Source organism: Flavobacterium marginilacus (genome assembly GCF_026870155.1).
In the GTDB taxonomy this organism is placed as follows: domain Bacteria; phylum Bacteroidota; class Bacteroidia; order Flavobacteriales; family Flavobacteriaceae; genus Flavobacterium; species Flavobacterium marginilacus.
The window spans coordinates 1,533,167-1,553,611 of the sequence record NZ_CP113975.1 but is presented as its reverse complement, the minus strand read 5'-3'; the positions used below and the strand labels follow the sequence as shown (position 1 = coordinate 1,553,611).

General features: G+C 35.7%; 22 protein-coding genes. 14 read left to right on the top strand and 8 right to left on the bottom strand.

All coding sequences use genetic code 11. From position 1 onward, the window contains the following. Positions 1-26: 26 nt before the first annotated feature. Positions 27-785: a peroxide stress protein YaaA gene (gene yaaA, locus OZP07_RS06815; RefSeq protein ID WP_281637742.1), complete on the bottom strand. Its 759-nt coding sequence runs from the start codon at positions 783-785 to the stop codon at positions 27-29. A gap of 343 nt (positions 786-1,128) precedes the next feature. On the opposite strand from yaaA, the gene OZP07_RS06810 reads away from it, so the two are divergent. From OZP07_RS06810 to OZP07_RS06785, 6 genes are all read left to right on the top strand, one after another. Next, positions 1,129-1,653 carry a GNAT family N-acetyltransferase gene (locus OZP07_RS06810; protein WP_281637741.1) on the top strand — a complete coding sequence of 175 codons (525 nt, stop codon included), beginning with the start codon at positions 1,129-1,131 and terminating at the stop codon, positions 1,651-1,653. Further along, a complete protein-coding gene (locus tag OZP07_RS06805) occupies positions 1,653-2,930 on the top strand; it encodes an MFS transporter (protein ID WP_281637740.1) in 1,278 nt (425 codons plus the stop codon). Before OZP07_RS06810 ends, OZP07_RS06805 begins: the two co-directional genes overlap by 1 nt. 64 nt (positions 2,931-2,994) lie before the next feature. After that, complete coding sequence (locus OZP07_RS06800) at positions 2,995-4,413, top strand: amidohydrolase family protein (RefSeq protein ID WP_281637739.1); 1,419 nt, start codon at positions 2,995-2,997, stop codon at positions 4,411-4,413. A gap of 332 nt (positions 4,414-4,745) precedes the next feature. Continuing rightward, positions 4,746-5,720, top strand: coding sequence for a DUF2167 domain-containing protein (locus OZP07_RS06795; protein ID WP_281637738.1), 975 nt, complete (start codon positions 4,746-4,748; stop codon positions 5,718-5,720). Between the two features lie 125 nt (positions 5,721-5,845). After that, positions 5,846-7,075, top strand: coding sequence for an ATP-binding cassette domain-containing protein (locus OZP07_RS06790; protein WP_281637737.1), 1,230 nt, complete (start codon positions 5,846-5,848; stop codon positions 7,073-7,075). 352 nt (positions 7,076-7,427) lie between these two features. Next, positions 7,428-8,408, top strand: coding sequence for an SPFH domain-containing protein (locus OZP07_RS06785; protein WP_194642227.1), 981 nt, complete (start codon positions 7,428-7,430; stop codon positions 8,406-8,408). Between the two features lie 175 nt (positions 8,409-8,583). On the opposite strand, the gene OZP07_RS06780 is transcribed toward OZP07_RS06785, so the two are convergent. Together OZP07_RS06780 and OZP07_RS06775 are read right to left on the bottom strand one after the other, a co-directional pair. Then, a complete protein-coding gene (locus OZP07_RS06780; RefSeq protein WP_281637736.1) occupies positions 8,584-9,627 on the bottom strand; it encodes an RluA family pseudouridine synthase in 1,044 nt (347 codons plus the stop codon). Beyond that, positions 9,617-10,243 (bottom strand): PASTA domain-containing protein, encoded by a 627-nt coding sequence (locus OZP07_RS06775; protein WP_194642225.1) that lies wholly within the window; start codon positions 10,241-10,243, stop codon positions 9,617-9,619. The genes OZP07_RS06780 and OZP07_RS06775 overlap by 11 nt, the downstream gene beginning before the upstream one ends. A 289-nt stretch (positions 10,244-10,532) precedes the next feature. Here OZP07_RS06775 and OZP07_RS06770 point away from each other — a divergent pair, with 289 nt between their 5' ends. The 6 genes from OZP07_RS06770 (at position 10,533) to OZP07_RS06745 (ending at position 14,042) form a co-directional block, all read left to right on the top strand. Next, a complete protein-coding gene (locus OZP07_RS06770; protein WP_281637735.1) occupies positions 10,533-11,504 on the top strand; it encodes a D-alanine--D-alanine ligase in 972 nt (323 codons plus the stop codon). Between the two features lie 103 nt (positions 11,505-11,607). Next, positions 11,608-11,832: a DUF433 domain-containing protein gene (locus tag OZP07_RS06765; protein ID WP_281637734.1), complete on the top strand. Its 225-nt coding sequence runs from the start codon at positions 11,608-11,610 to the stop codon at positions 11,830-11,832. Next, complete coding sequence (locus OZP07_RS06760; RefSeq protein ID WP_281637733.1) at positions 11,829-12,170, top strand: DUF5615 family PIN-like protein; 342 nt, start codon at positions 11,829-11,831, stop codon at positions 12,168-12,170. The genes OZP07_RS06765 and OZP07_RS06760 overlap by 4 nt, the downstream gene beginning before the upstream one ends. Before the next feature lie 59 nt (positions 12,171-12,229). Continuing rightward, positions 12,230-12,808 carry a TMEM175 family protein gene (locus OZP07_RS06755; protein ID WP_281637732.1) on the top strand — a complete coding sequence of 193 codons (579 nt, stop codon included), beginning with the start codon at positions 12,230-12,232 and terminating at the stop codon, positions 12,806-12,808. Between the two features lie 82 nt (positions 12,809-12,890). Next, positions 12,891-13,355 (top strand): pantetheine-phosphate adenylyltransferase, encoded by a 465-nt coding sequence (gene coaD, locus OZP07_RS06750; protein ID WP_194642221.1) that lies wholly within the window; start codon positions 12,891-12,893, stop codon positions 13,353-13,355. A gap of 120 nt (positions 13,356-13,475) precedes the next feature. Continuing rightward, positions 13,476-14,042 carry a PhnA domain-containing protein gene (locus OZP07_RS06745; protein ID WP_194642220.1) on the top strand — a complete coding sequence of 189 codons (567 nt, stop codon included), beginning with the start codon at positions 13,476-13,478 and terminating at the stop codon, positions 14,040-14,042. A 143-nt stretch (positions 14,043-14,185) separates the two neighbouring features. Here the strand turns inward: OZP07_RS06745 and OZP07_RS06740 are convergent, their stop codons facing one another. The 4 genes from OZP07_RS06740 to OZP07_RS06725 all read right to left on the bottom strand — a co-directional run bounded on the left by OZP07_RS06740 (position 14,186) and on the right by OZP07_RS06725 (position 18,489). Next, the gene (locus OZP07_RS06740) at positions 14,186-14,626 is read right to left on the bottom strand and encodes a hypothetical protein (RefSeq protein WP_194642219.1); all 441 of its coding nucleotides are present in this window, start codon (positions 14,624-14,626) and stop codon (positions 14,186-14,188) included. 209 nt (positions 14,627-14,835) lie between these two features. Next, positions 14,836-16,371 carry a SulP family inorganic anion transporter gene (locus OZP07_RS06735; protein ID WP_281637731.1) on the bottom strand — a complete coding sequence of 512 codons (1,536 nt, stop codon included), beginning with the start codon at positions 16,369-16,371 and terminating at the stop codon, positions 14,836-14,838. 31 nt (positions 16,372-16,402) lie between these two features. After that, the gene (locus OZP07_RS06730; protein WP_281637730.1) at positions 16,403-17,752 is read right to left on the bottom strand and encodes a DEAD/DEAH box helicase; all 1,350 of its coding nucleotides are present in this window, start codon (positions 17,750-17,752) and stop codon (positions 16,403-16,405) included. Positions 17,753-17,892: 140 nt separating this feature from the next. Further along, positions 17,893-18,489 carry an NUDIX hydrolase gene (locus OZP07_RS06725; RefSeq protein ID WP_194642216.1) on the bottom strand — a complete coding sequence of 199 codons (597 nt, stop codon included), beginning with the start codon at positions 18,487-18,489 and terminating at the stop codon, positions 17,893-17,895. A 7-nt stretch (positions 18,490-18,496) separates the two neighbouring features. On the opposite strand from OZP07_RS06725, the gene pyrE reads away from it, so the two are divergent. Together pyrE and OZP07_RS06715 are read left to right on the top strand one after the other, a co-directional pair. Next, positions 18,497-19,138, top strand: a complete 642-nt coding sequence (gene pyrE, locus OZP07_RS06720) for an orotate phosphoribosyltransferase (protein ID WP_194642215.1) — start codon at positions 18,497-18,499, stop codon at positions 19,136-19,138. 39 nt (positions 19,139-19,177) lie between these two features. Next, entirely contained in the window at positions 19,178-19,570 is a 393-nt protein-coding gene (locus OZP07_RS06715; RefSeq protein ID WP_281637729.1) for an SRPBCC family protein, read from the top strand. 60 nt (positions 19,571-19,630) lie between these two features. Here OZP07_RS06715 and OZP07_RS06710 read toward each other — a convergent pair whose 3' ends face one another. Then, positions 19,631-20,359: a biotin--[acetyl-CoA-carboxylase] ligase gene (locus tag OZP07_RS06710; protein ID WP_194642213.1), complete on the bottom strand. Its 729-nt coding sequence runs from the start codon at positions 20,357-20,359 to the stop codon at positions 19,631-19,633. Positions 20,360-20,445 lie beyond the last annotated feature (86 nt).

The window sequence follows — 20,445 nt, the reverse complement described above, 5'->3', positions numbered from 1 at the left end:
AAATTTTGCCTTCTGAAATCTATAATCTACCTCGTAAAAACCAAATTATTCTCTTTGGATAAATTAGCGTCAAACTGGTAGCCTTCGTAATTGAATCCTTTTAAATCGTCAATAGTTTCGGCATTGGTATCCAAAATATAACGAACCATCAATCCCCTCGCCTTCTTAGCAAAAAAACTGATTATTTTCAGTTTTCCGTCTTTGTAATCCTTGAATTCGGGAGTGATAACGGGCACTTTCAATGCTTTCACATCAACAGCTGAGAAATATTCATTACTCGCCAAATTGATAAACAACTCCCCTTTTTTAAGTTCTTTGTTCAGGGAATCGGTAATGGTCTTTTTCCAAAACTCGTATAAATTTTTGCTTTCGCCAATAGGTAATTTTGTTCCCATCTCCAATCGGTAAGGCTGAATCAAATCCAAAGGTTTTAAATACCCATACAAACCCGATAATATTCGCAATCGGTCTTGAAGCAAATCCAGTTTTTCGGAGGGAATTGTGTAAGCATCCAATCCTGTATACACATCGCCGTCAAAGGCATAAACTGCCGGGCGTGCATTCTCAGGTGTAAAAGGAGTTTTCCAGTCCTGATTGCGTTTCCAGTTCAAATCAGCCAATTTATCCGAAATCGACATCAATTCCGATAAATTTTTCGGGGATTGCTGTTTCAAAACTTTATGAACCTGTCTGGATTCTTTTAGAAAAGATGATGATGTATGCAGCGTAGTTGGTAATTCCTGTTCGAAGTTTAGCGATTTGGCTGGGGAAAGTACGATTTTCATTTTTTATGTGTTCTTTTAAAACGATTCCAAAAATACAAATTGAAATTTAGATTTCGGAAACTATGAATTGAATTGTTTAATATTGTCATAGATTTTTAAAATGAAATAGAAAAAAAAAACACGAATTTCACGAATTAGCACGAATTAATTTGTAAAATTCGTGTAATTTGTAACAGATTTTTAGCTTAAAACAAAAAGCAAAATACCGGCTTTTAGCCCCGATTGCAGTGAAAATCCTTGTGAACTGGGGTTCAGTTCACAAGATTGCAGCGAAAAGCGGGAGGATATTTACTGAAGAAGCCCCATGTTTCTGCTCCAAAAAATTATAATAAAACCAATTAAAATGATTGAAATTAAAAAAGCCGGCATAGAAGACCTTAGCACGATACAGAATATAAGTATTGAATCTTTTACCGAAACATTTTCGGACATAAACACTCCCGAAAATATGGAGAAATACCTAAAGGATAATTTCAACACGGCTCAATTGACTTTAGAAATAAACAATCCCAATTCGCCATTTTACATTGCTTATTGGGACAATGAACCTGTTGGATATCTTAAATTAAATTCAGGAAATGCACAAACTGAAACGGTTGAAGACGAGACAATCGAAATTCAGCGCATTTATGTTTTGAAAGCTTTTCACGGAAAAAAAATAGGACAGCTGTTACTCGACAAAGCTATAAAAGTGGCGCAGGAATCTAATGTTGATTATGCTTGGCTTGGCGTTTGGGAAGAAAACCACAGAGCGTTACAGTTTTATACCAAAAATGGTTTTGTCACTTTCGACAAACATATTTTTACATTGGGTAATGACCAGCAAACCGATTTATTAATGAAACTGCCAATAAAGACCAACTCCTAATGACCAACTCTACCTCATCTATTACTAAAAATTCGAAATCCATACTTAACGCCGCGGTGATTGTAGCTGCGCTTGGCTATTTTGTTGACATCTATGATTTATTACTCTTTGGAATTGTGCGTACCGACAGTCTGAAAGATCTTGGTATAACAGGAGATGCAGTCCGTGATCAGGGAGAATACCTCATCAGCATGCAGATGTTTGGGATGCTTTTCGGCGGGATTTTGTGGGGAATTTTAGGAGACAAAAAGGGGCGGATATCTGTTTTGTTTGGTTCTATATTACTGTATTCGGCGGCAAATATTGCCAATGGACTGGTGACAACAGTTGATGGCTATGCTTTTTGGCGGCTGATTGCTGGTATTGGACTTGCAGGAGAACTGGGTCCCGGAATTACTCTGGTGGCCGAATCCCTGCCTAAAGAAAAACGCGGTTACGGAACCATGATTGTGGCTTCGGTAGGTGTTTCGGGAGCTGTTGCAGCTTATTTGGTTTACCAGTTTTTTCAGGATTGGAGGCTGTGCTATTATGCCGGAGGAGGCCTTGGCATCCTGCTGTTGTTTTTAAGAATCAGCATTACCGAGTCGGGAATGTTCAAACAGGTACAGCAAAGTGATGAAAAGAAAGGAGATTTCTTGTCTTTGTTTACCAATACAAAAAGATTTTCAAAATACCTGCAATGCATACTTATTGGTGTACCGCTTTGGTTTTTGGTAGGTGTTTTGATTACTTTTTCACCCGAATTTGCTAAAGCTCTCGGAGTACAGCAGGCCGAAACCATAGCCGCAGGAAAAGCCATTGCTTTCTGCTATGCCGGATTGGTTTTTGGTGACATTGCCAGCGGTTTGTTCAGCCAATGGTTCAAAAGCCGAAAAAAAATTATGTTCCTATTTCTGATTTCCAATCTAATAATGGTTTTTGTTTATTTGAACGCTTACGGAATTTCTCCTTCTGCCTTTTATCTTCTTTGCTTTGTCATGGGAATTTCTGTCGGATATTGGGTTTTGTTTGTAACCATCGCTGCAGAACAATTTGGAACAAATATTCGAGCAACAGTGACAACTACTGTTCCCAATTTTGTTCGAGGCTCTCTTCCGCTGATTATTTTAATCTATAGTTTTTTCAGAGACCGTATTTTTGAAGGTGATATTCTCAAAGCAGGAATGATTGTTGGCTTCTTATTATCAATCGCTTCATTGCTGGCATTATGGAAATTAAAGGAAACTTTCCATGTTGACTTGGACTATATCGAGAACAATAACGAAACTTTTATTTGAACCAATTTAATTTAAACTAAAACAAATTCCTGAATATTTGTTATATTTGAATGAAATTTAGAAAATGAAATTATTTTATCCTTTCTTTTTTTCGATGATATGCCAACTGGGTTTTTCGCAATCGGCAGAAACTTATTTTGAAAAAATCAGAAACAACGAAGCCGAACTCACGGCTTTTTTTGCACAAATGCCTAAAGGAGGCGACTTACACCATCATTATTCCGGTTCCATTTACGCAGAGCCATTGTTGGCTCATGCTATAGCAAAAGATTTCTATCTCAACACGCAGACTATGACTGTGAGTCAGGAAAAGCAATCCGGAGCTGACTGGGTGCTATTCTCTATGCTTCAAAAGAACGGAGAACTGGATGCCTACAAACAAAAAGTAATGCACAAGTGGTCTGCCAAAGATTACAATAATGTTGACTATCCTTCGGATAAATTATTTTTTGAATCTTTCATGAAATTTGAACCTGCCACACAGGGTAATTTTGAAGCCGGTCTGCTGGAACTGAAAAATAGGGCAATCAAAGAAAATGTCAGCTATATCGAAACTCAATTATCAACCATTCCTTGTGATATACAAACAGCTGATTTATCCAAATCCAACAGTTATTTGAGAAAATTGTCGGCAGATAAAAATGAAAAAGCTGTAATGCAGTCTTTGGATTCGCTGTATACCATTTTCATTAAAAAAGATGCCAAAAAATATGCAGCCGATTTTAATGAAAACTTTGTTGGAAAAATGCACGCAGCACTCAAAATCGATGATAGTCAATTTACGATGCGCTACCAAAATTTTGTCTTACGCTTTATGGAACCTGTGGATTTATTCAAAAACTTAATCGTTGCTTTTATTTCGGCCGACAGCAGTCCGCTGATGGCGGGAGTTAATATCGTCTCCCCAGAAGACGGCGAAACTTCGATGAAAGATTATTGGTTACATATGGTTATGTTCAAATATTGCCACAGCCGTTTTCCGAAAGTAAAATACGCTATGCACGCCGGCGAACTTACCTTGGGACTTGTCCGCCCTGAGGAATTAAGCTGGCATATCAATGCAGCAGTTTATATTGCGGGAGCCAATAGAATCGGTCATGGAGTAGACATGGCCTACGAAGATAAAAGTTATGATTTGATGCGTTATATGGCAAAGAATAACATCCCTGTTGAAATCAATCTTGCGAGCAATGAGTTTATTTTAAAAGTAAAAGAAAACCGCCACCCTATTTTATTGTACAAAGAATTTGGTGTGCCGATTGTCATCAGCACGGACGATGCCGGAATACTGCGTACTAATATGACAGAGCAGTATGTTTTACTTGCCAAAAGGTACAAAACCATTACTTATAGCGATATTAAACAATTTGTCTACAACAGCATCAGCTATAGTTTTATACAAGATCCTGCGGTAAAAAAACAATTGACACTTGACTTGGATAATCGTTTTAAAACTTTTGAAGCTAATTTTTCCCTGAAATAAATTAAAAAATCGCTTATCCATTAAGTTTTAGACTTCTTTACTAAGCTTTTTTTAAATAACTCTCGCAAAGTCGCTAAGACGCAAAGAAACATGTCTTTAGTTTTGCGTCTTAGCGACTTTGCGAGAAATAAAAGCCTAACTACACATAACCTTCGATTTAAAACCCTTTAATACTCATTATCAACACATTACGCCTCATTGTTATTAAAACACATTTTTGTTGATTTTTTTCAAACTAAACAAAAAATATAACAATTAATTAAAAAAAATAGTTATATTTGAGAATAAATAGTCTATTACCTACTTTTAATTGACCCCAACCTTTTAACCAAATGATGAAAACTACTTTAACTTTTATTGCCTGCCTATTTACTTTTTGTATGTATTCACAGGATGAAAACCTAGCAAAGAAAATAGATTCTATCGAAAAAACTTTTAAATACCAGCACGGATCCATTGATTTAAAAAACGGAATCGGAAAAATAAATGTCCCGAAAGGTTTCAAATATCTTGAGCCTGTACAAGCTGAGAGAGTATTAGTTGATATCTGGGGAAATCCGAAAGGCGAGAATTTAACCCTGGGTTTGTTATTACCCGAAAACCAAGGAGTAATGAACGAGAACGGTTATGTTTTCAACATTCAGTATGACGAAATTGGACATGTTGAGGACGATGATGCTGATGATGTTAACTATGATGATCTGCTTGCCGAAATGAAAAAAGAAACAGTCGAGGAAAATAAAGAACGACAAAAAGCAGGATACGAACCAATAACAATTGTAGGCTGGGCTGCAAAACCATTTTACGACCAAGACAGGAAAATACTGCATTGGGCAAAAGAAATAAAATTTGGTACAAATACCGTTAATACCTTAAACTATAATGTTAGAATCCTTGGCCGAAAAGGGGTCTTGGTACTGAATGCAATTGCGACTGAGAATGAACTGCCATTGGTACAAAAAGACATTAATAAAGTTCTTGACATCGTTCAATTTAATGATGGCTACAAGTATGAAGACTTTGATTCCAATGTAGATGAAGTTGCTGCCTGGACAATTGGCGGTCTTGTTGCCGGAAAAGTTTTAGCCAAAGTTGGTTTCTTGGCTATACTGGCAAAATTTGGAAAACTAATTGTGTTAGGTCTTTTAGGTTTCTTTAGTGCTTTCAAAAATAAAATAAGAGGATGGTTTTCTAAAAACAAGGGCACCGAAAATGAAGAAGAACCAAAACAGCTTGAAGAACCATTAGCCCAAATAGAAGAAACAGAAAAAGAAGAAGAAGCAGAAACTGCAGACAGAGAACTCTAAAATACTTTTCTTAAAACAATACAAAGCCTCATTTTTGAGGCTTTTTTTATTGAATAATCTTCTTCAAAATTTAAATTATATGGCTAATTTTGCCAAATTTGATTTTTTACTTCAATACACATAAAATGAAACATTGGGACATCCTTTTAACCAATCAGGTTGACAAAAAAAGCTTTATAGACACTTTATTATCAAGCAGAATAGAAGGGAAATTATCGGTTTTTAACAACCAGAAAGGAATTCTATTTTCTGATATTGCAATTCAGAAATTAATTGAGGAAGAATACATACACGATTCCATTGAAGCCACAGCCGACGCACACCGAAACCTGCGCACATTTTCATCAGGTGAACGAAAAAAAGAATTTATAAAATACTGCCTCAGACAAAACCCAGATTATATTATTCTAGATAATCCTATGGATCATTTAGATATTGCTTCGCGAATCGAATTATCAGCTGAGATTGAATCCATCTCACATTCGGTTGGTATCATTCAGTTAGTGAACAGAACTATTGATCTGCTTCCTTTTATTGTCAATAAAGCGCAGATAAATGACAATTCATTTGAACTGAAAGACATCAATACAATTGAAGATCATTACCTTGAAAATAATGAATATAAAATACCTATTCACAAAGAGATTTTTAAGGATGGTATTCTAATAAAAATGAATTCCGTTTCTGTTTCCTATGACGAAAGACCTATTATCGATTCGCTGTCGTGGACTATTAAACAAGGGGAATTCTGGCAGTTAATTGGTCCGAACGGTTCTGGAAAAAGCACTCTCCTATCGCTCATCACAGGGGAAAACACCAAAGGCTACGGTCAGGACATAGAACTTTTTGGAAGAAAAAAAGGAAGCGGTGAAAGCATTTGGGAAATCAAAAAGAAAATCGGGTCTTTCTCAACATCGATGACCGATTTATTTAACAGAAATACAACTTTGGAAGAAATGATTCTTTCCGGTTTTTTTGATTCTATCGGATTGTACAGACAGCCGACAACCTTACAGCGAAAAATTGTTGCTCAATGGCTTGATGTAATCGAAATGACGCCACTGAAAAAGAAAATCTTCAACAGGCTTTCCATTGGCCAGCAAAGGCTGGCGCTGATTACCCGAGCAGTTCTCAAACATCCGCCGTTATTAATTCTAGACGAACCGCTGGAAGGATTGGACGACCATAATGTGGCATTAGTAATTCAGCTTATCAATACGATTAAAAAAGAAACGAATATAACGATTCTGTTTGTTTCGCATAGAATGGAGCCTAATCTTGCACCTAATTCAGTTTTGGAACTGCAGACAGGTTTAACAGGATCTAAAGGAATTATAAAAGCTTTTGCTTCTTAAATGACATAATGTAAAGAAATAAACACGAATTACACGAATTTACACAAATTCGTTTGTGAAATAATTACACAAACTCTGACCGTTTAAATTTGTGAAAATTAGTGTAATTCGTGTTGATTAAAAAAACGTCATTGGTAGGAACGAGGAATCTCCGCAAATAATTCTGCAATCAAAACCCAATCTTTGTGGAGCTTTTAACGGAGATTCCTCTTCCGTCGGAATTGTAAAAGTTAGTTAATTCGGCAACAAAATAGAAAAATACTACTCCATGAAGTAAGAATGATTTTATAAAGTTTGTAACTTTTATACTGCCATCACGTATAATAATTTTAACTTTAAATCTAAAAAACTCATGGGTCCATTTATGATTGCCATTTTAGTCTTCGGGCTGATTATTCTTTTTTCTTCCTTTTTTACAGTTAAACAGCAGACTGCGGTTGTTGTAGAACGTTTTGGTAAGTTCTTGAGTATCCGCAACTCAGGTTTACAGCTTAAAGTGCCGATTATTGACAGAATTGCTGGGCGTGTAAACTTTAGAATCCAGCAGCTGGATGTAATTATTGAAACACAGACTAAAGACAATGTGTTTGTGAAAATGAAAATTTCGGTACAGTTTAAAGTCATTCCGGAACACGCTTATGAAGCATTCTACAAGTTGGAATATCCGCATGACCAGATTACGGCTTACGTTTTTGACGTAGTGCGTGCCGAGGTTCCGAAACTTATTCTGGATGATGTTTTTGCAAGAAAAGATGATATTGCAATTGCTGTAAAAAGAGAATTAAATGAAGCGATGATGGCTTATGGGTATGATATCATCAATACTTTGGTTACCGATATTGATCCGGATATTCAGGTAAAAAATGCGATGAACCGAATTAATGCTGCCGAAAGAGAAAAAACAGCTGCTATGTTCGAATCGGAAGCTCAGAGAATCAGAATTGTTGCAAAAGCAAAAGCCGAAGCCGAAAGTAAAAAACTGCAGGGTCAGGGTATTGCCGATCAAAGAAGAGAAATTGCACGCGGTCTGGTAGAAAGTGTTGAAGTATTGAACGAAGTTGGAATTAATTCGCAGGAAGCATCAGCTCTAATCGTGATTACACAGCATTATGACACACTGCAGGCGATTGGTGCTGATACGAATTCTAATTTAATTCTGCTTCCAAATTCACCGCAGGCAGCAAGTGATATGCTGAATAGCATGGTAACAAGTTTTACAGCCTCAAACTTGATTGGAGAAGAAATGAAAAAACAGCCAAAACGCGTAAAAAAAATTGATCATACGTCAACTGATTTTAATCCTTCAGATACTTCAAATCCAGCGGGAGAATAACTGTTAGAGATTAGTCCTTGTCCTTAGTAATTAGGACAGGGGCATAAAAAAAGAGAAACTTTGAGTTTATAAATTCAAGCTTCTCTTTTTATTTTTTCTATTTGCTTAGTAATTCTAAAGAATACTTTCCTCTAAGGACTAGGGACTCATAACTAAGTACTAAATAACAAAGAAATTACTCCTCGTCATCCACATGATGTGACTTAGAATATCCTCTCCATTTCTCAATACAATCCTGAAAATCCTGAGGCAATTCGGTATCAAAACGCATCATTTCACCTGTGTTTGGATGAACAAAACCAAGTGTTTTTGCATGCAGTGCCTGACGCGGCAAAGCTTTGAAACAATTCTCGATAAACTGTTTGTATTTTGTAAATGTAGTTCCTTTTAAAATCAAATGACCACCATAACGCTCATCATTAAAAAGCGGATGCCCGATATGTTTCATGTGCGCACGGATTTGGTGCGTTCTTCCTGTTTCTAATTTACAGGAAATTAAGGTTACATACCCAAAACGTTCCAAAACTTTATAATGTGTAATGGCCGGTTTACCAATTTCGGGATCAGCAAAAACTGCCATCTGCATACGATCCTTTAAATGACGTGCTAAGTTTCCTTCGATAGTTCCAGCTTCTTGAGCAACATTTCCCCAAACAAGCGCAATATACTCTCTTTCGGATGTTTTAGCTTCAAATTGTTTAGCAAGATGCGTCATTGCTGCTTCGGTTTTGGCAACAACCAATAATCCCGAAGTATCCTTGTCAATTCGATGAACCAATCCCGGACGCTCACTGCTGTTCATTGGCAGATTCTCAAAATGAAACGCCAATGCATTTACCAGAGTTCCGGTATAATTCCCATGACCAGGATGAACCACCAATCCCGGCGGTTTATTGATTAACAAAAGTGCATCATCCTCATAAACGATATCCAGTGGAATATCCTCTGGATCCACCCTGTTTTCAAACGGCGGGTGCGAAAGCATTATCTGAATCACATCAAAAGGTTTCACTTTGTAATTCGACTTTACAGTCAGATCATTTACAAAAATATTTCCGTCAGTAGCCGCGTTCTGAATTTTATTTCTAGTGGCATTCGGAATCAGACTCATCAGGTATTTGTCAATTCGCAGAATGGCCTGCCCTTTCGGCACCTCAAACCTGTAATGCTCAAATAATTCTTCGTCTAAATCCTCTATTGGTTCATTATTATTGTTCATTCGCTGGTGTTGCTGTATCTGTTGCGGGAACAGCTGTGCTGTCCACTGGTTCTTCTTCCTGATAACTTTCTTTTCCGTCTCCCAAAACCAAATCAATTTTAGAGGCTTTCAATACTCTGTCCCCTACTTTCAGGTTTCTGCCTTTATAACGCATTTCAAGAACCATGTCTTTTCCAAGGTTAGGAACATACGTAATTGTTCCTGCTTCCAGTCCAAGAGCTTTTAATGTAGGTACCGCTTCACGATATGTCTTCTCTATTAAATCCGGGATTCTCACAGATGAAAACCCAGAAGAATTAATTTTAATATATACTTTTCTGCCTACTTTTACTTTTGTACCAGGCATTGGATCCTGCTCTACAACACTATATTTTGGATAATCGCCTCTAAAATCAACACTATCCAGCAGCTCGTAATCCAAATCCAGTTCGTCCAGTTTCTCTTCCACTTGTTCCTCTGTTAATTTTCTCAAATCAGGAACAGCAATTTCATGCCCGTGATCTGTTGTAAAAGTCAGCCAATGCATAAATAAATAGGCTAAAACTGCAATAATCGCAAATGCAATTGCCACTTGTCCAAAAAAAACGCGGCTCGTAAGATATTTTTTTAAGCTCATAAATATTTTTGTTTCCCGCAAAGATAAAGCTATTTCGTTTCAAAAAAAATGATAATTTTGTTTAATAGTCTTGGTCTTCCAATCATCATTTTTTGGAGGAGCTATTTCCCGCTATCCGTTGCAATCTTGCGAGCCGAACCCCGGCTCACAAGGATTTCCACTACTATCGGGGCTAGGGATTTGTTTCCAAAACAGCATTATAATTTAAAAATCAAAATCACAGCATTACATTTACACTTTCAATAAAACTGTTGTAATTCGTATAATCTGCAGTAAAAAACAATTAAACATGAAAAACATTGCCATCATCATGGGCGGCTATTCAAGCGAATACAAGATCTCACTCATTAGCGGAAACGTAGTTTACCAATTCTTAGACAAAACAAAATATAACGGATTCAGAATCCACATTTTCAAAAAAAAATGGGTATATGTTGATGACAAAGACAATGAATTTCCAATAGACAAAAACGATTTTTCAACTACTGTAAACGGAACCAAAATTACTTTCGACTGTGTTTTTAATGCCATTCACGGCACACCAGGCGAAGACGGACTGATGCAGGCTTATTTCGAATTAATAGATCTTCCTCAATCATCTTGTGACTACTATCAAGCGGCATTAACGTTCAATAAACGAGACATGCTTTCTGTTTTGAAACCGTACGGAATCAAAACTGCCACTTCCTACTATTTAAACAAAGGCGACAGCATCAATACTGCCGAAATTGTAAAAACAGTTGGTCTGCCATGTTTTGTAAAACCAAATAAATCGGGTTCAAGTTTCGGGATTTCCAAAGTAAAAACCGAAGCCGAACTGCCAATCGCAATCGAAGTTGCGTATAAAGAAGATAACGAAATCATCATCGAAAGTTTCCTTGACGGAACCGAAGTTTCTGTCGGAGTTATCAACTATCAGGGAGAAATAATTGTTCTGCCGATTACCGAGATTGTTTCAGAAAATGATTTCTTCGATTACGAAGCCAAATACCAAGGGAAATCTCAGGAAATAACTCCTGCCAGAATCTCCGATGAAATGACTCAAAAAGTTAGCGAAGCAGCAAAACGCGCCTACGAAGTATTAAAAATGAAAGGTTTCTCCAGAAGCGAATTTATCTTTGTAGACGGCGAACCACACATGCTGGAAATGAATACAATTCCAGGTCTTACAACCGAAAGCTTAATTCCGCAACAAGCCAAAGCTGCCGGAATTTCATTAACAGATTTGTTTACCAACGCTATTGAGCTAGCACTTAATTAAATACTGAGTTTATGAGATGCTAGTTTCTAAGCAATCAATATAACTTAGAAACGTAGCGTCTTTTAAAAAAACCTTAGTATCTTAGTAACTTAGAAACTAAAAAATGGTTGATTACAAACAACATATAACAATAAATTCTGAAGTCCGTTTTGGAAAACCTACAATAATAGGAACCCGAATAACGGTATTTGATGTTTTAAACTGGCTGGCAAATGGTATGACAATAAACGAAATTATTGAAGATTACCCTGAACTTAAAGCTGAACAAATTAAAGCTTGTCTTGCTTATGCTGCAGATAGAGAACATAAAATTCAAATCGCATCGTGAATTTATTATTTGACCAAAATATTTCTTTCAGGATTGTCTCCAAAATAGCTTCAAATTTTCCAACAGCTAAACAGGTTAGACAACTAGGAATTGAAAATTTTTCAGATCTTGAAATTTGGCAGTATGCAAAACAAAATAATTTTAATATAGTCACATTTGATGCCGATTTTTTTGATATTTCAAATTTAAAAGGGCACCCTCCAAAAATAATTTGGCTCCGCTTTGGCAATACAAAAACAGATTTTCTGGCAGATATAATAAATTCTAAAAACTCAATCATAAAAGATTTTATTAATTCATCTGAATATTCTGAAGTGTCATGTTTAGAAATTAAATAATCATTCGAAAAATCTTAGAATCTTAATAGCTTAAAGTATAACAATCTCCAAATAAAAAAATGAACAAAAACAGAATCGAAGCCTTTAGCGATGGCGTTTTAGCCATAATTATAACGATTATGGTATTAGAAATCAGAGCTCCGGAACATTCTACCTTTGAGAGTCTGCTTCCCTTGATTCCTGTTTGTCTGAGTTATGTATTGAGTTTTATTTATGTTGGAATTTATTGGAATAACCACCATCACATGTTTCAGGTTGTCAAAAAAATAGATGGTTCGGTGCTATGGTACAATACTATGTTGTTGTTTTGGCTGTCTTTGATTCCTTTTGCGACAAGCTGGATGGGAGGACAATCATTTGCAACAATTCCTGTTGCCTGCTATGGTTTCATATTATTGATGTGCGCTATTTCATATATTACACTTCAAAACAAAATTATAAAACTCGAAGGAAAAGAATCTGTTTTACACCATGCTGTAAATAAAGACAATAAAGGAAAACTATCTATGGCCTGTTATATTTCAGCAATTCCTTTAGCTTTTGTATCTCCTCTTATTTCAGGAATCCTTTATATTTTTGTGGCATTAATATGGATTATTCCAGACAAAAGAATTGAAAATCAAATCAACAAAATCTAAAATGAAATCGCTGGCTTTCTAAATCATAAATAGAAATTAGAGCGTGGCGATACCATATTCCGATAAAAAAATATAAACTGAAATGAAAAAAGCCATATTCCCAGGATCATTTGATCCAATTACCTTAGGACACGAAGATATCATCAACAGAGGGATTTCATTATTTGATGAAATCGTTATTGCCATTGGTGTCAATGCCGAAAAAAAATACATGTTCTCACTCGAGGAAAGAAAACGTTTCATCGAAGAAACATTCAAAAACGAGCCTAAAGTCAAGGTTATCACTTATGAAGGACTGACCATCGATTTATGCCAAAAAATTAAAGCCGATTTTATACTGCGAGGACTCCGCAATCCCGCCGATTTCGAATTTGAAAAAGCCATCGCTCACACGAACAGACGATTGTCCAAAATAGAAACTGTCTTTTTATTAACCGCAGCCCGAACTTCTTATATCAGTTCCAGTATCGTGAGAGACGTTATCCGAAATCACGGTGAATATGAAATGCTGGTTCCGGAAGCGGTGAGGGTGAAATTACATAAGTAACAAAAGAATCTAGAGATTTTTTTTAGACCTAACAGCTTTTAAAACCTGTTAGATCTTCATAAACTTGCAAAACCTTTCAATTAACTGTATTTTTGCAGTCTAAAAAACACACACTTTATAATGAGCTTCGAAAGAGAATTAAATAAACGCAGCGGTTCACAATGTGAATTATGCGCTGCCACCGAAAACCTAAAAGAATACCAAGTATTACCAACTCAAAAAGGAGGTTTAGACGAAAGCATTTATGCCTGCTCTACTTGTATTGATCAAATAGAGAATCCTGGTCATGAAGATTTAAACCATTGGAGATGTTTAAATGACAGTATGTGGAATGAACATATTCCAGTGCAAGTGGTTGCCTGGAGAATGTTAAGCCGTTTGCGTAATCAAGATTTACTGGAACAAATGTATCTGGATGAAGATACACTGGCATGGGCACAAGCCACAGGAGAAGGCGAAGATGACGAAAATAAAATAATTCACCGCGATGTGAACGGTGTAGTTTTAGCCCACGGAGATTCGGTAGTATTAATTAAAGACTTAAAAGTAAAAGGATCTAGCATGGTGGCCAAACAAGGAACTTCGGTACGAAACATTCGCCTGGACCACGAAAATGCAGAATACATTGAAGGAAAAGTAGATGGACAGCAGATTGTGATTATCACACAGTATGTTAAGAAAATATAGATTGCAGATTGCAGATTGCAGATTGCAGATTGCAGATTGCAGATTGCAGATTGCATAAAAAAAGTCCTCGAAAAATCGAGGACTTTTTTGTAATTTATTGTCTGTAATCTTAAATCTTATAACTGCAGACTTAAAACTTTCTACTAGCTTTTTTGAAATAATTTTTCAACCTGCTCTTTTGATAATGGCTCAGAAATATGAGTAGAACCAGCTTCCTTACTAGAAACCATAAATTGTACGGTAGTTTTGTCAGAGCTTGCAATGTAATGAAGCCAAACGAAATTATTAGGTAATTCTAATTTTACATCATTCAAAGGGCTTGCAGTAAATCCTTTTGATATGATTCCGTAAAAACTTTGGTATGCATTATCAACATTTTTGAATGTAAAAGCCTTTAAAGACGACTCAGCATCCTCTGATTGAACTGTTGTATAGTAAAATGTAAACTCATCTCCTATTTTTTGCACATAAAAACTATTATTTACTCTGCCTAATTTCTCAACAGGAACAGTTTCAAGAACTTTAATTTGACTAAAACCAACAGTACTAATAAATAAAACAGCAATCGCAATAACTTTTTTCATAATTTATTTGGGGTTTAATGATATACTCTATCCAATAAGTATTTATCCGCAAACATAATAATAAAAAAAATTAACTCCTTTATCAATCCTATTTTTTATTAACATAAAAATCAATTATTTTGTTTGTAATTTCACTTGTCGTGATAAACAGCAATAAAAAAATCGTTCCAAAAACAGTTTTGAACTATTTTTACAAAAAACTACAGTGCCTAATCTACATTAACTACCATGTAATTAGGATCCTCTATAATATTTATATCAATAATTGTTTCCGCATTTTTTAATAACCTGATGCAGTCTGGACTTAAATGCCGTAAATGCACTTTTTTTCCAATCTTAGAATATCGCAGTGTGACAGTATTCAAAGCTTCAATAGCCGACATATCTGCAATACGGCTTTCTTTGAAATCAATAACTACTTCATCTGGATCATTCAGCACATCAAATTTCTCTGCAAATACAGCTGTTGATGCAAAAAAGAGAGGTCCGTAAATTTCATAATGCTTCACTCCTTTTTCATCAACATACTTTTTGGCACGTATTCTTTTTGCGCTTTCCCAAGCGAAAACCAAAGCCGAAACAACAACTCCAATCAAAACTGCCAAAGCCAGATTATGCAGTAAAACTGTAATCAAGGCAACTATTACAACAACGAAAACATCGTGATTTGGCATTTTATTGACAATCCTTAAACTAGCCCATTCAAATGTACCAATAGCAACCATAATCATTACTCCTGTCAAAGCAGCCATTGGCAATTTTTCGATAACAGGGGCGCCAAATAAAATAATCAGAAGAATAGTCAATGAAGCCACAACTCCGGACAAACGCGCTCTAGAACCTGCAGAAAGATTTACTAAAGTCTGCGCAATCATTGGACAGCCTCCCATCCCAAAGAAAAAACCATTCAATATATTAGAACTTCCCTGTGCAATACACTCGCGGTTGCCGTTCCCTTTAGTTCCGGTAATTTCATCAACTAAATTCAAAGTCAGTAAGCCTTCTGTCAGTCCAACAGCTCCCATAATCAAGGCATATGGAAAAATTATCTGCAGTGTTCCCAAGTTAAATGGTATATTCGGAATATGAAATGGAGGAAAACCACCGCTTATTGATGCAATATCTTTCACCGTTTTAGTTTCAATTCCAAAGAAAAAAACCATTGCAAAGACCGTCATAATAGCTATCAATGAAGCAGGAACTGCTTTTGTCAATTTGGGCACCAGCATTACAATCGCAATAGTCAAAGCCGTTAAACCAGCCATAATATACATTGGATCTCCAGAAATCCAGACAGTTTCGTGATTAACAACTGTTTTAAACTGCTCCAGCTGTGACATAAATATCACGATTGCTAAACCATTTACAAACCCAAACATGACAGGATGAGGGACCAATCTAATGAACTTGCCTAATTTAAAAAGACCTACTAAAATCTGCAGTACACCTGCTAAAGCTACAGCAGCAAAAACATATTCCAGACCATTAGATTTCATCAAAGCAATTAGCACAATCACCGTTGCACCAGCTCCGCCTGAAATCAACCCTGGCCTTCCTCCAAAAATTGCCGTAACAAAACCAGCTATAAAAGCCGCATACAAACCAGTCAAAGGAGGAAAACCAGCCAATATCGCAAAAGACAGCGATTCTGGAATCATCGTCATCGCTACAGTAAACCCCGCTAAAATTTCTGTTTTATAATTCACTTTCTGTGAGAAGTCGAATAAATTAAGTAGTTTTTTCATGTAACAATTTTAGAATCAAACTGAGTACTGATTATTCTTCTTCTTTTTTAATTACTTTTCTGGCAACTTCAATTTTAAACTTCTTCCCTTTCATTTTTTCGTCCTTAACATTATAAAGCAGCTCTTTTACTTTATTATATTTTACAGCTGCAAACGAAATAAAATCCTTTACTTCAATTAATCCTAAATCGCCTTTCTCGAGTCTTCCTTTTTGAGAAAAGAAACCAACGATATCAATTTTATTTAACTTATTTTTCTTTCCGCCGCTAATGTAAATAGTTTGAAACTCGGGCGGTTTTGGCAGATTTGTACTGTTTTCTACATTTAAAACTTCCATGCCATAATCAACATAATCCAGTTTTTTTTCACTTTCATTTACAATAAGATAAGCAGTACCAGAGGCCTGCATACGGGCAGTTCTACCGTTTCTATGTGTAAATTCATCTTCTTTTAATGGTAAATGATAATGAATTACATGTTTCATTTCAGGAATATCCAATCCGCGCGCAGCTAAATCAGTAGTGATTAAATAACTCATACTCCCATTTCGGAATTGAATCAAGGCTCTTTCACGTTCCTCCTGATCCATACCGCCATGATAATAGGTTGAAAAAATTCCTTTTTCATTCAAAGTGTCACTAATACGTTCTGCTGCATCGCGGTGATTACAAAAAATAATCGCCGATTGTGATTTTAAGGAACAGATCAAATTGAATAGACTTCCCAATTTGTCTTTTTCTTTCGAGATTACCATTTTGGTAACCAAATTACTTTCCTGCTCTTCTTCCGTTGGTATAAAATCTAAAACCGTAGGATTTACCACTCGGGTGTATTTTGGAATTTCAATATCTGATGTAGCCGAAACTAAAATACGTTTATTTAGTTTACTTAATTTCCCAATGATAAACGACATCTGCTCATGAAAACCTAACTGCAGCGATTTATCAAACTCGTCTAAGATTAATGTCTGTATTTTATCCAATCGAAAAGTGCCTCTGTCGATATGATCTGCAATCCGGCCAGGAGTCCCTATCAAAACTGCAGGCGGATTACTAAGATTTTTGATTTCAGTATCAATAGAATGCCCGCCATAGCAGACATTTACTTTGTAATCGGTTCCCATTTTTTTCCAAACCTGTTCAATCTGAAGTCCAAGTTCACGAGAAGGAACTAAAATAAGGCATTGAACCGATAAAATTTCTGGCTGCAGCATTTCGAAAACCGGCAGTAAAAATGCCAGTGTTTTTCCCGAACCTGTTGGAGAAAGCAGTAAAACATTATTATCGTTCAGGATAACATCTTGTGCAGTTTCCTGCATTTCGTTCAGGCTTTCGATGCCTAAATTCAGTAATATATTGTTGGAATGGTGTTTCTTATTCATTTTGCAAAGGTAAAGCCAATTATGAATTAATAATTATGAATTACAAAAAAAGCACTAATTCTCACTATTTAATTTGTGAAAATTGTGCAATTCGTACTAACTATTTTGCTTTGAAATCTTTTTTATTTCAAAGATAGTTATTAAATAATATCGTCTTCAAATAGTAATTTTATATTTTCGTAGGAATTCTGCAAAGCCTCTTGTATTTGTTCTGGATTCAGCCAGGCAACTTTTTCAATTCCTTCTTCTAACTGGCCTTTTGGAGTACCTTCAAATGCAGTGTGCATTTCAAACCAATGGGTTATTTTTAATTTGTATTTACCGTTTCGTTTAAATATATGATAAGTTTTCTGCAGCTTTTTTACAACTTTCAATTCGTTCACGCCTGTTTCTTCTTCAACTTCGCGCATTGCCGTTTCTTCAATCAGTTCGCCTTTGTCAGTCCCTCCTTTTGGCAGATCCCACTTTCCATTTCTGAAAATAAATAAAACCTCCCCTTTTTTATTATAAACCAAACCTCCCCCAGCTTTATTTACAGAAATTTTGGCTTTCAGAGTTTTCATAATCACACTTTCGTCAGGGTGATACAGATATGCTTTCTTAATTTTATTCTGAAACATTTTTACAATAACTTGCTTAACATCAATACTATCAAGCAGGAAAAGCTGAAAATCAGTTTCTTTAGAAATTTGATTTGTCAAAAAAAGTGGTTTGTCGTTAACAAAAACTTTATACATTTGTATTATGATTTTTAATAAAGATACAGCCGAAAAAACAGCCGAATTGCTTTTGCAAATAAATGCAATTAAATTGAATCCAGGAAATCCTTTTACATGGGCTTCTGGATGGAAATCGCCTATATATTGCGATAATCGTTTAATCCTCTCGTTTCCAGCCATAAGAAATTATGTAAGAGACGAATTTTCTAAAAACATCGAAAAGCAGTTTGGTAAACCTGATGTAATTGCTGGTGTAGCCACTGGAGCAATAGGCATAGGAATGCTGGTTGCCGAGAGCATGGGACTTCCTTTTGTGTATGTTCGTCCAGAACCAAAAAAACATGGACGACAAAACCAAGTAGAAGGTTTTCTGCAAAAAGGACAAAGCGTAGTAATCATAGAAGATTTAATAAGCACTGGAAACAGCAGCCTGCTTGCCGTTGAAGGCTTACGCGAGGCAGGAGCAGTTATAAAAGGAATGGCAGCCATATTCACTTATGGATTTGATGTTGCAGACCAAAACTTTAAAAATGCTAAAATCGATTTATATACACTGAGCAATTATCAAAATTTACTGAATCTGGCAGTTGCAAAGAGCTATATAACCGAAAAAGAAGAGCAGACACTGAGAGAATGGAATGTCAGCCCATCCACTTGGAATGTATAATTTTATACTGCACAATCAGAATACAAACAAAATACTACTATGAATTTAGAAAGCCCAAGGGTTACCGTTGAAAAATCTGCCCAAGAATTATTCGATTTATTGAGCGATGTAAAAAACTTCGAAAAATTAATGCCGGATAATATTGCAAAATTTGAAATCACTGGCGAAGATGCTTTTATTTTTGGATTAAAGGGAATGCCTGAAATCAAATTAAAAATGAAAGATAAAACAGCTCCAAACAAAATAGTTTTGGGTGCAGCAAGCGATAAACTTCCATTTTCCTTAGTAGCTAATATTGACTCTGTCTCCGAAAATTCCAGTGCTGTAAAACTGGATTTTGAAGGCGAATTCAACGCAATGATGGCTATGATGGTAAAAGGACCAATTTCAAAATTTATTGAGACCTTGGCAACCAATATGATAAAACTGTAAAACCATTTATAAACAAAAAAATACACAGAAGCCTTTTAGTTTTTAGCTAAAAGGCTTTTTTTAGTATAACATCTGTACTTCTTTAAGACTGTATTCGCAGACAGTATCGTCTTCTAACAGAATCTGAAGTTTCCCTATAGCCGAAACCCCTTTTATAATACCCATAAAATTGATTTGATCTGCATCGGCAAAAGCCGCAGGCATTTCAATTTTAAATAATTCATTAGTATACTCCTGCCATAAATCCTGTGCTTTTACTTCATAACCTGCTATCATTTTTTCCATTTTTGATACTATTGAAAAAAGGATTTCTTCTTTATCAAATGCAGTATTACAAACCAAAGCCATAGAAGAAGCTCTGGGCAGATCTTGAAATTCCACCTGATTAACATTCAGCCCCAGACCAACAATAGACGTGATTGATCCATCGCCTTTAATACTATTCTCTATCAGTATGCCACCAATCTTCTTATTAGCTGACATAATGTCGTTTGGCCATTTAATACTCAATTCTGGAATATTATATTTTTTTAAAGCCCTGATTACCGAAAGTGAAACCACTACATTTAGATTAAAAACAGCTTCATAATCAAATAAAAAATCCTTAACCAAAACACTCATAATAAGATTCTTACCCGGTTCAGAATTCCATTTTGCCCCCATCTGCCCCTTCCCTTTCGACTGGGTTTCAGCAGTAATAACTGTAAAGTTTTGAACCTCCTGTCTATTCGACAGCCCTTTTAGAAACTCATTTGTAGAATCTATGGCATCGAGTTTGATTAACTTCATTTGGATTTATTTTGAAAAACATAATTTAATATTATGTTAAGGTTCAAAATTAATCACAAAAAATGGTAACTTTACAAATTCATATA

Bases quoted from the DNA above. Each gene is read 5' to 3' on its own strand.
- yaaA (WP_281637742.1), bottom strand. From the start codon at position 785: ATGAAAATCGTACTTTCCCCAGCCAAATCGCTAAACTTCGAACAGGAA.
- OZP07_RS06810 (WP_281637741.1), top strand. From the start codon at position 1,129: ATGATTGAAATTAAAAAAGCCGGCATAGAAGACCTTAGCACGATACAG.
- OZP07_RS06805 (WP_281637740.1), top strand. From the start codon at position 1,653: ATGACCAACTCTACCTCATCTATTACTAAAAATTCGAAATCCATACTT.
- OZP07_RS06800 (WP_281637739.1), top strand. From the start codon at position 2,995: ATGAAATTATTTTATCCTTTCTTTTTTTCGATGATATGCCAACTGGGT.
- OZP07_RS06795 (WP_281637738.1), top strand. From the start codon at position 4,746: ATGATGAAAACTACTTTAACTTTTATTGCCTGCCTATTTACTTTTTGT.
- OZP07_RS06790 (WP_281637737.1), top strand. From the start codon at position 5,846: ATGAAACATTGGGACATCCTTTTAACCAATCAGGTTGACAAAAAAAGC.
- OZP07_RS06785 (WP_194642227.1), top strand. From the start codon at position 7,428: ATGGGTCCATTTATGATTGCCATTTTAGTCTTCGGGCTGATTATTCTT.
- OZP07_RS06780 (WP_281637736.1), bottom strand. From the start codon at position 9,627: ATGAACAATAATAATGAACCAATAGAGGATTTAGACGAAGAATTATTT.
- OZP07_RS06775 (WP_194642225.1), bottom strand. From the start codon at position 10,243: ATGAGCTTAAAAAAATATCTTACGAGCCGCGTTTTTTTTGGACAAGTG.
- OZP07_RS06770 (WP_281637735.1), top strand. From the start codon at position 10,533: ATGAAAAACATTGCCATCATCATGGGCGGCTATTCAAGCGAATACAAG.
- OZP07_RS06765 (WP_281637734.1), top strand. From the start codon at position 11,608: ATGGTTGATTACAAACAACATATAACAATAAATTCTGAAGTCCGTTTT.
- OZP07_RS06755 (WP_281637732.1), top strand. From the start codon at position 12,230: ATGAACAAAAACAGAATCGAAGCCTTTAGCGATGGCGTTTTAGCCATA.
- coaD (WP_194642221.1), top strand. From the start codon at position 12,891: ATGAAAAAAGCCATATTCCCAGGATCATTTGATCCAATTACCTTAGGA.
- OZP07_RS06745 (WP_194642220.1), top strand. From the start codon at position 13,476: ATGAGCTTCGAAAGAGAATTAAATAAACGCAGCGGTTCACAATGTGAA.
- OZP07_RS06740 (WP_194642219.1), bottom strand. From the start codon at position 14,626: ATGAAAAAAGTTATTGCGATTGCTGTTTTATTTATTAGTACTGTTGGT.
- OZP07_RS06735 (WP_281637731.1), bottom strand. From the start codon at position 16,371: ATGAAAAAACTACTTAATTTATTCGACTTCTCACAGAAAGTGAATTAT.
- OZP07_RS06730 (WP_281637730.1), bottom strand. From the start codon at position 17,752: ATGAATAAGAAACACCATTCCAACAATATATTACTGAATTTAGGCATC.
- OZP07_RS06725 (WP_194642216.1), bottom strand. From the start codon at position 18,489: ATGTATAAAGTTTTTGTTAACGACAAACCACTTTTTTTGACAAATCAA.
- pyrE (WP_194642215.1), top strand. From the start codon at position 18,497: ATGATTTTTAATAAAGATACAGCCGAAAAAACAGCCGAATTGCTTTTG.
- OZP07_RS06715 (WP_281637729.1), top strand. From the start codon at position 19,178: ATGAATTTAGAAAGCCCAAGGGTTACCGTTGAAAAATCTGCCCAAGAA.
- OZP07_RS06710 (WP_194642213.1), bottom strand. From the start codon at position 20,359: ATGAAGTTAATCAAACTCGATGCCATAGATTCTACAAATGAGTTTCTA.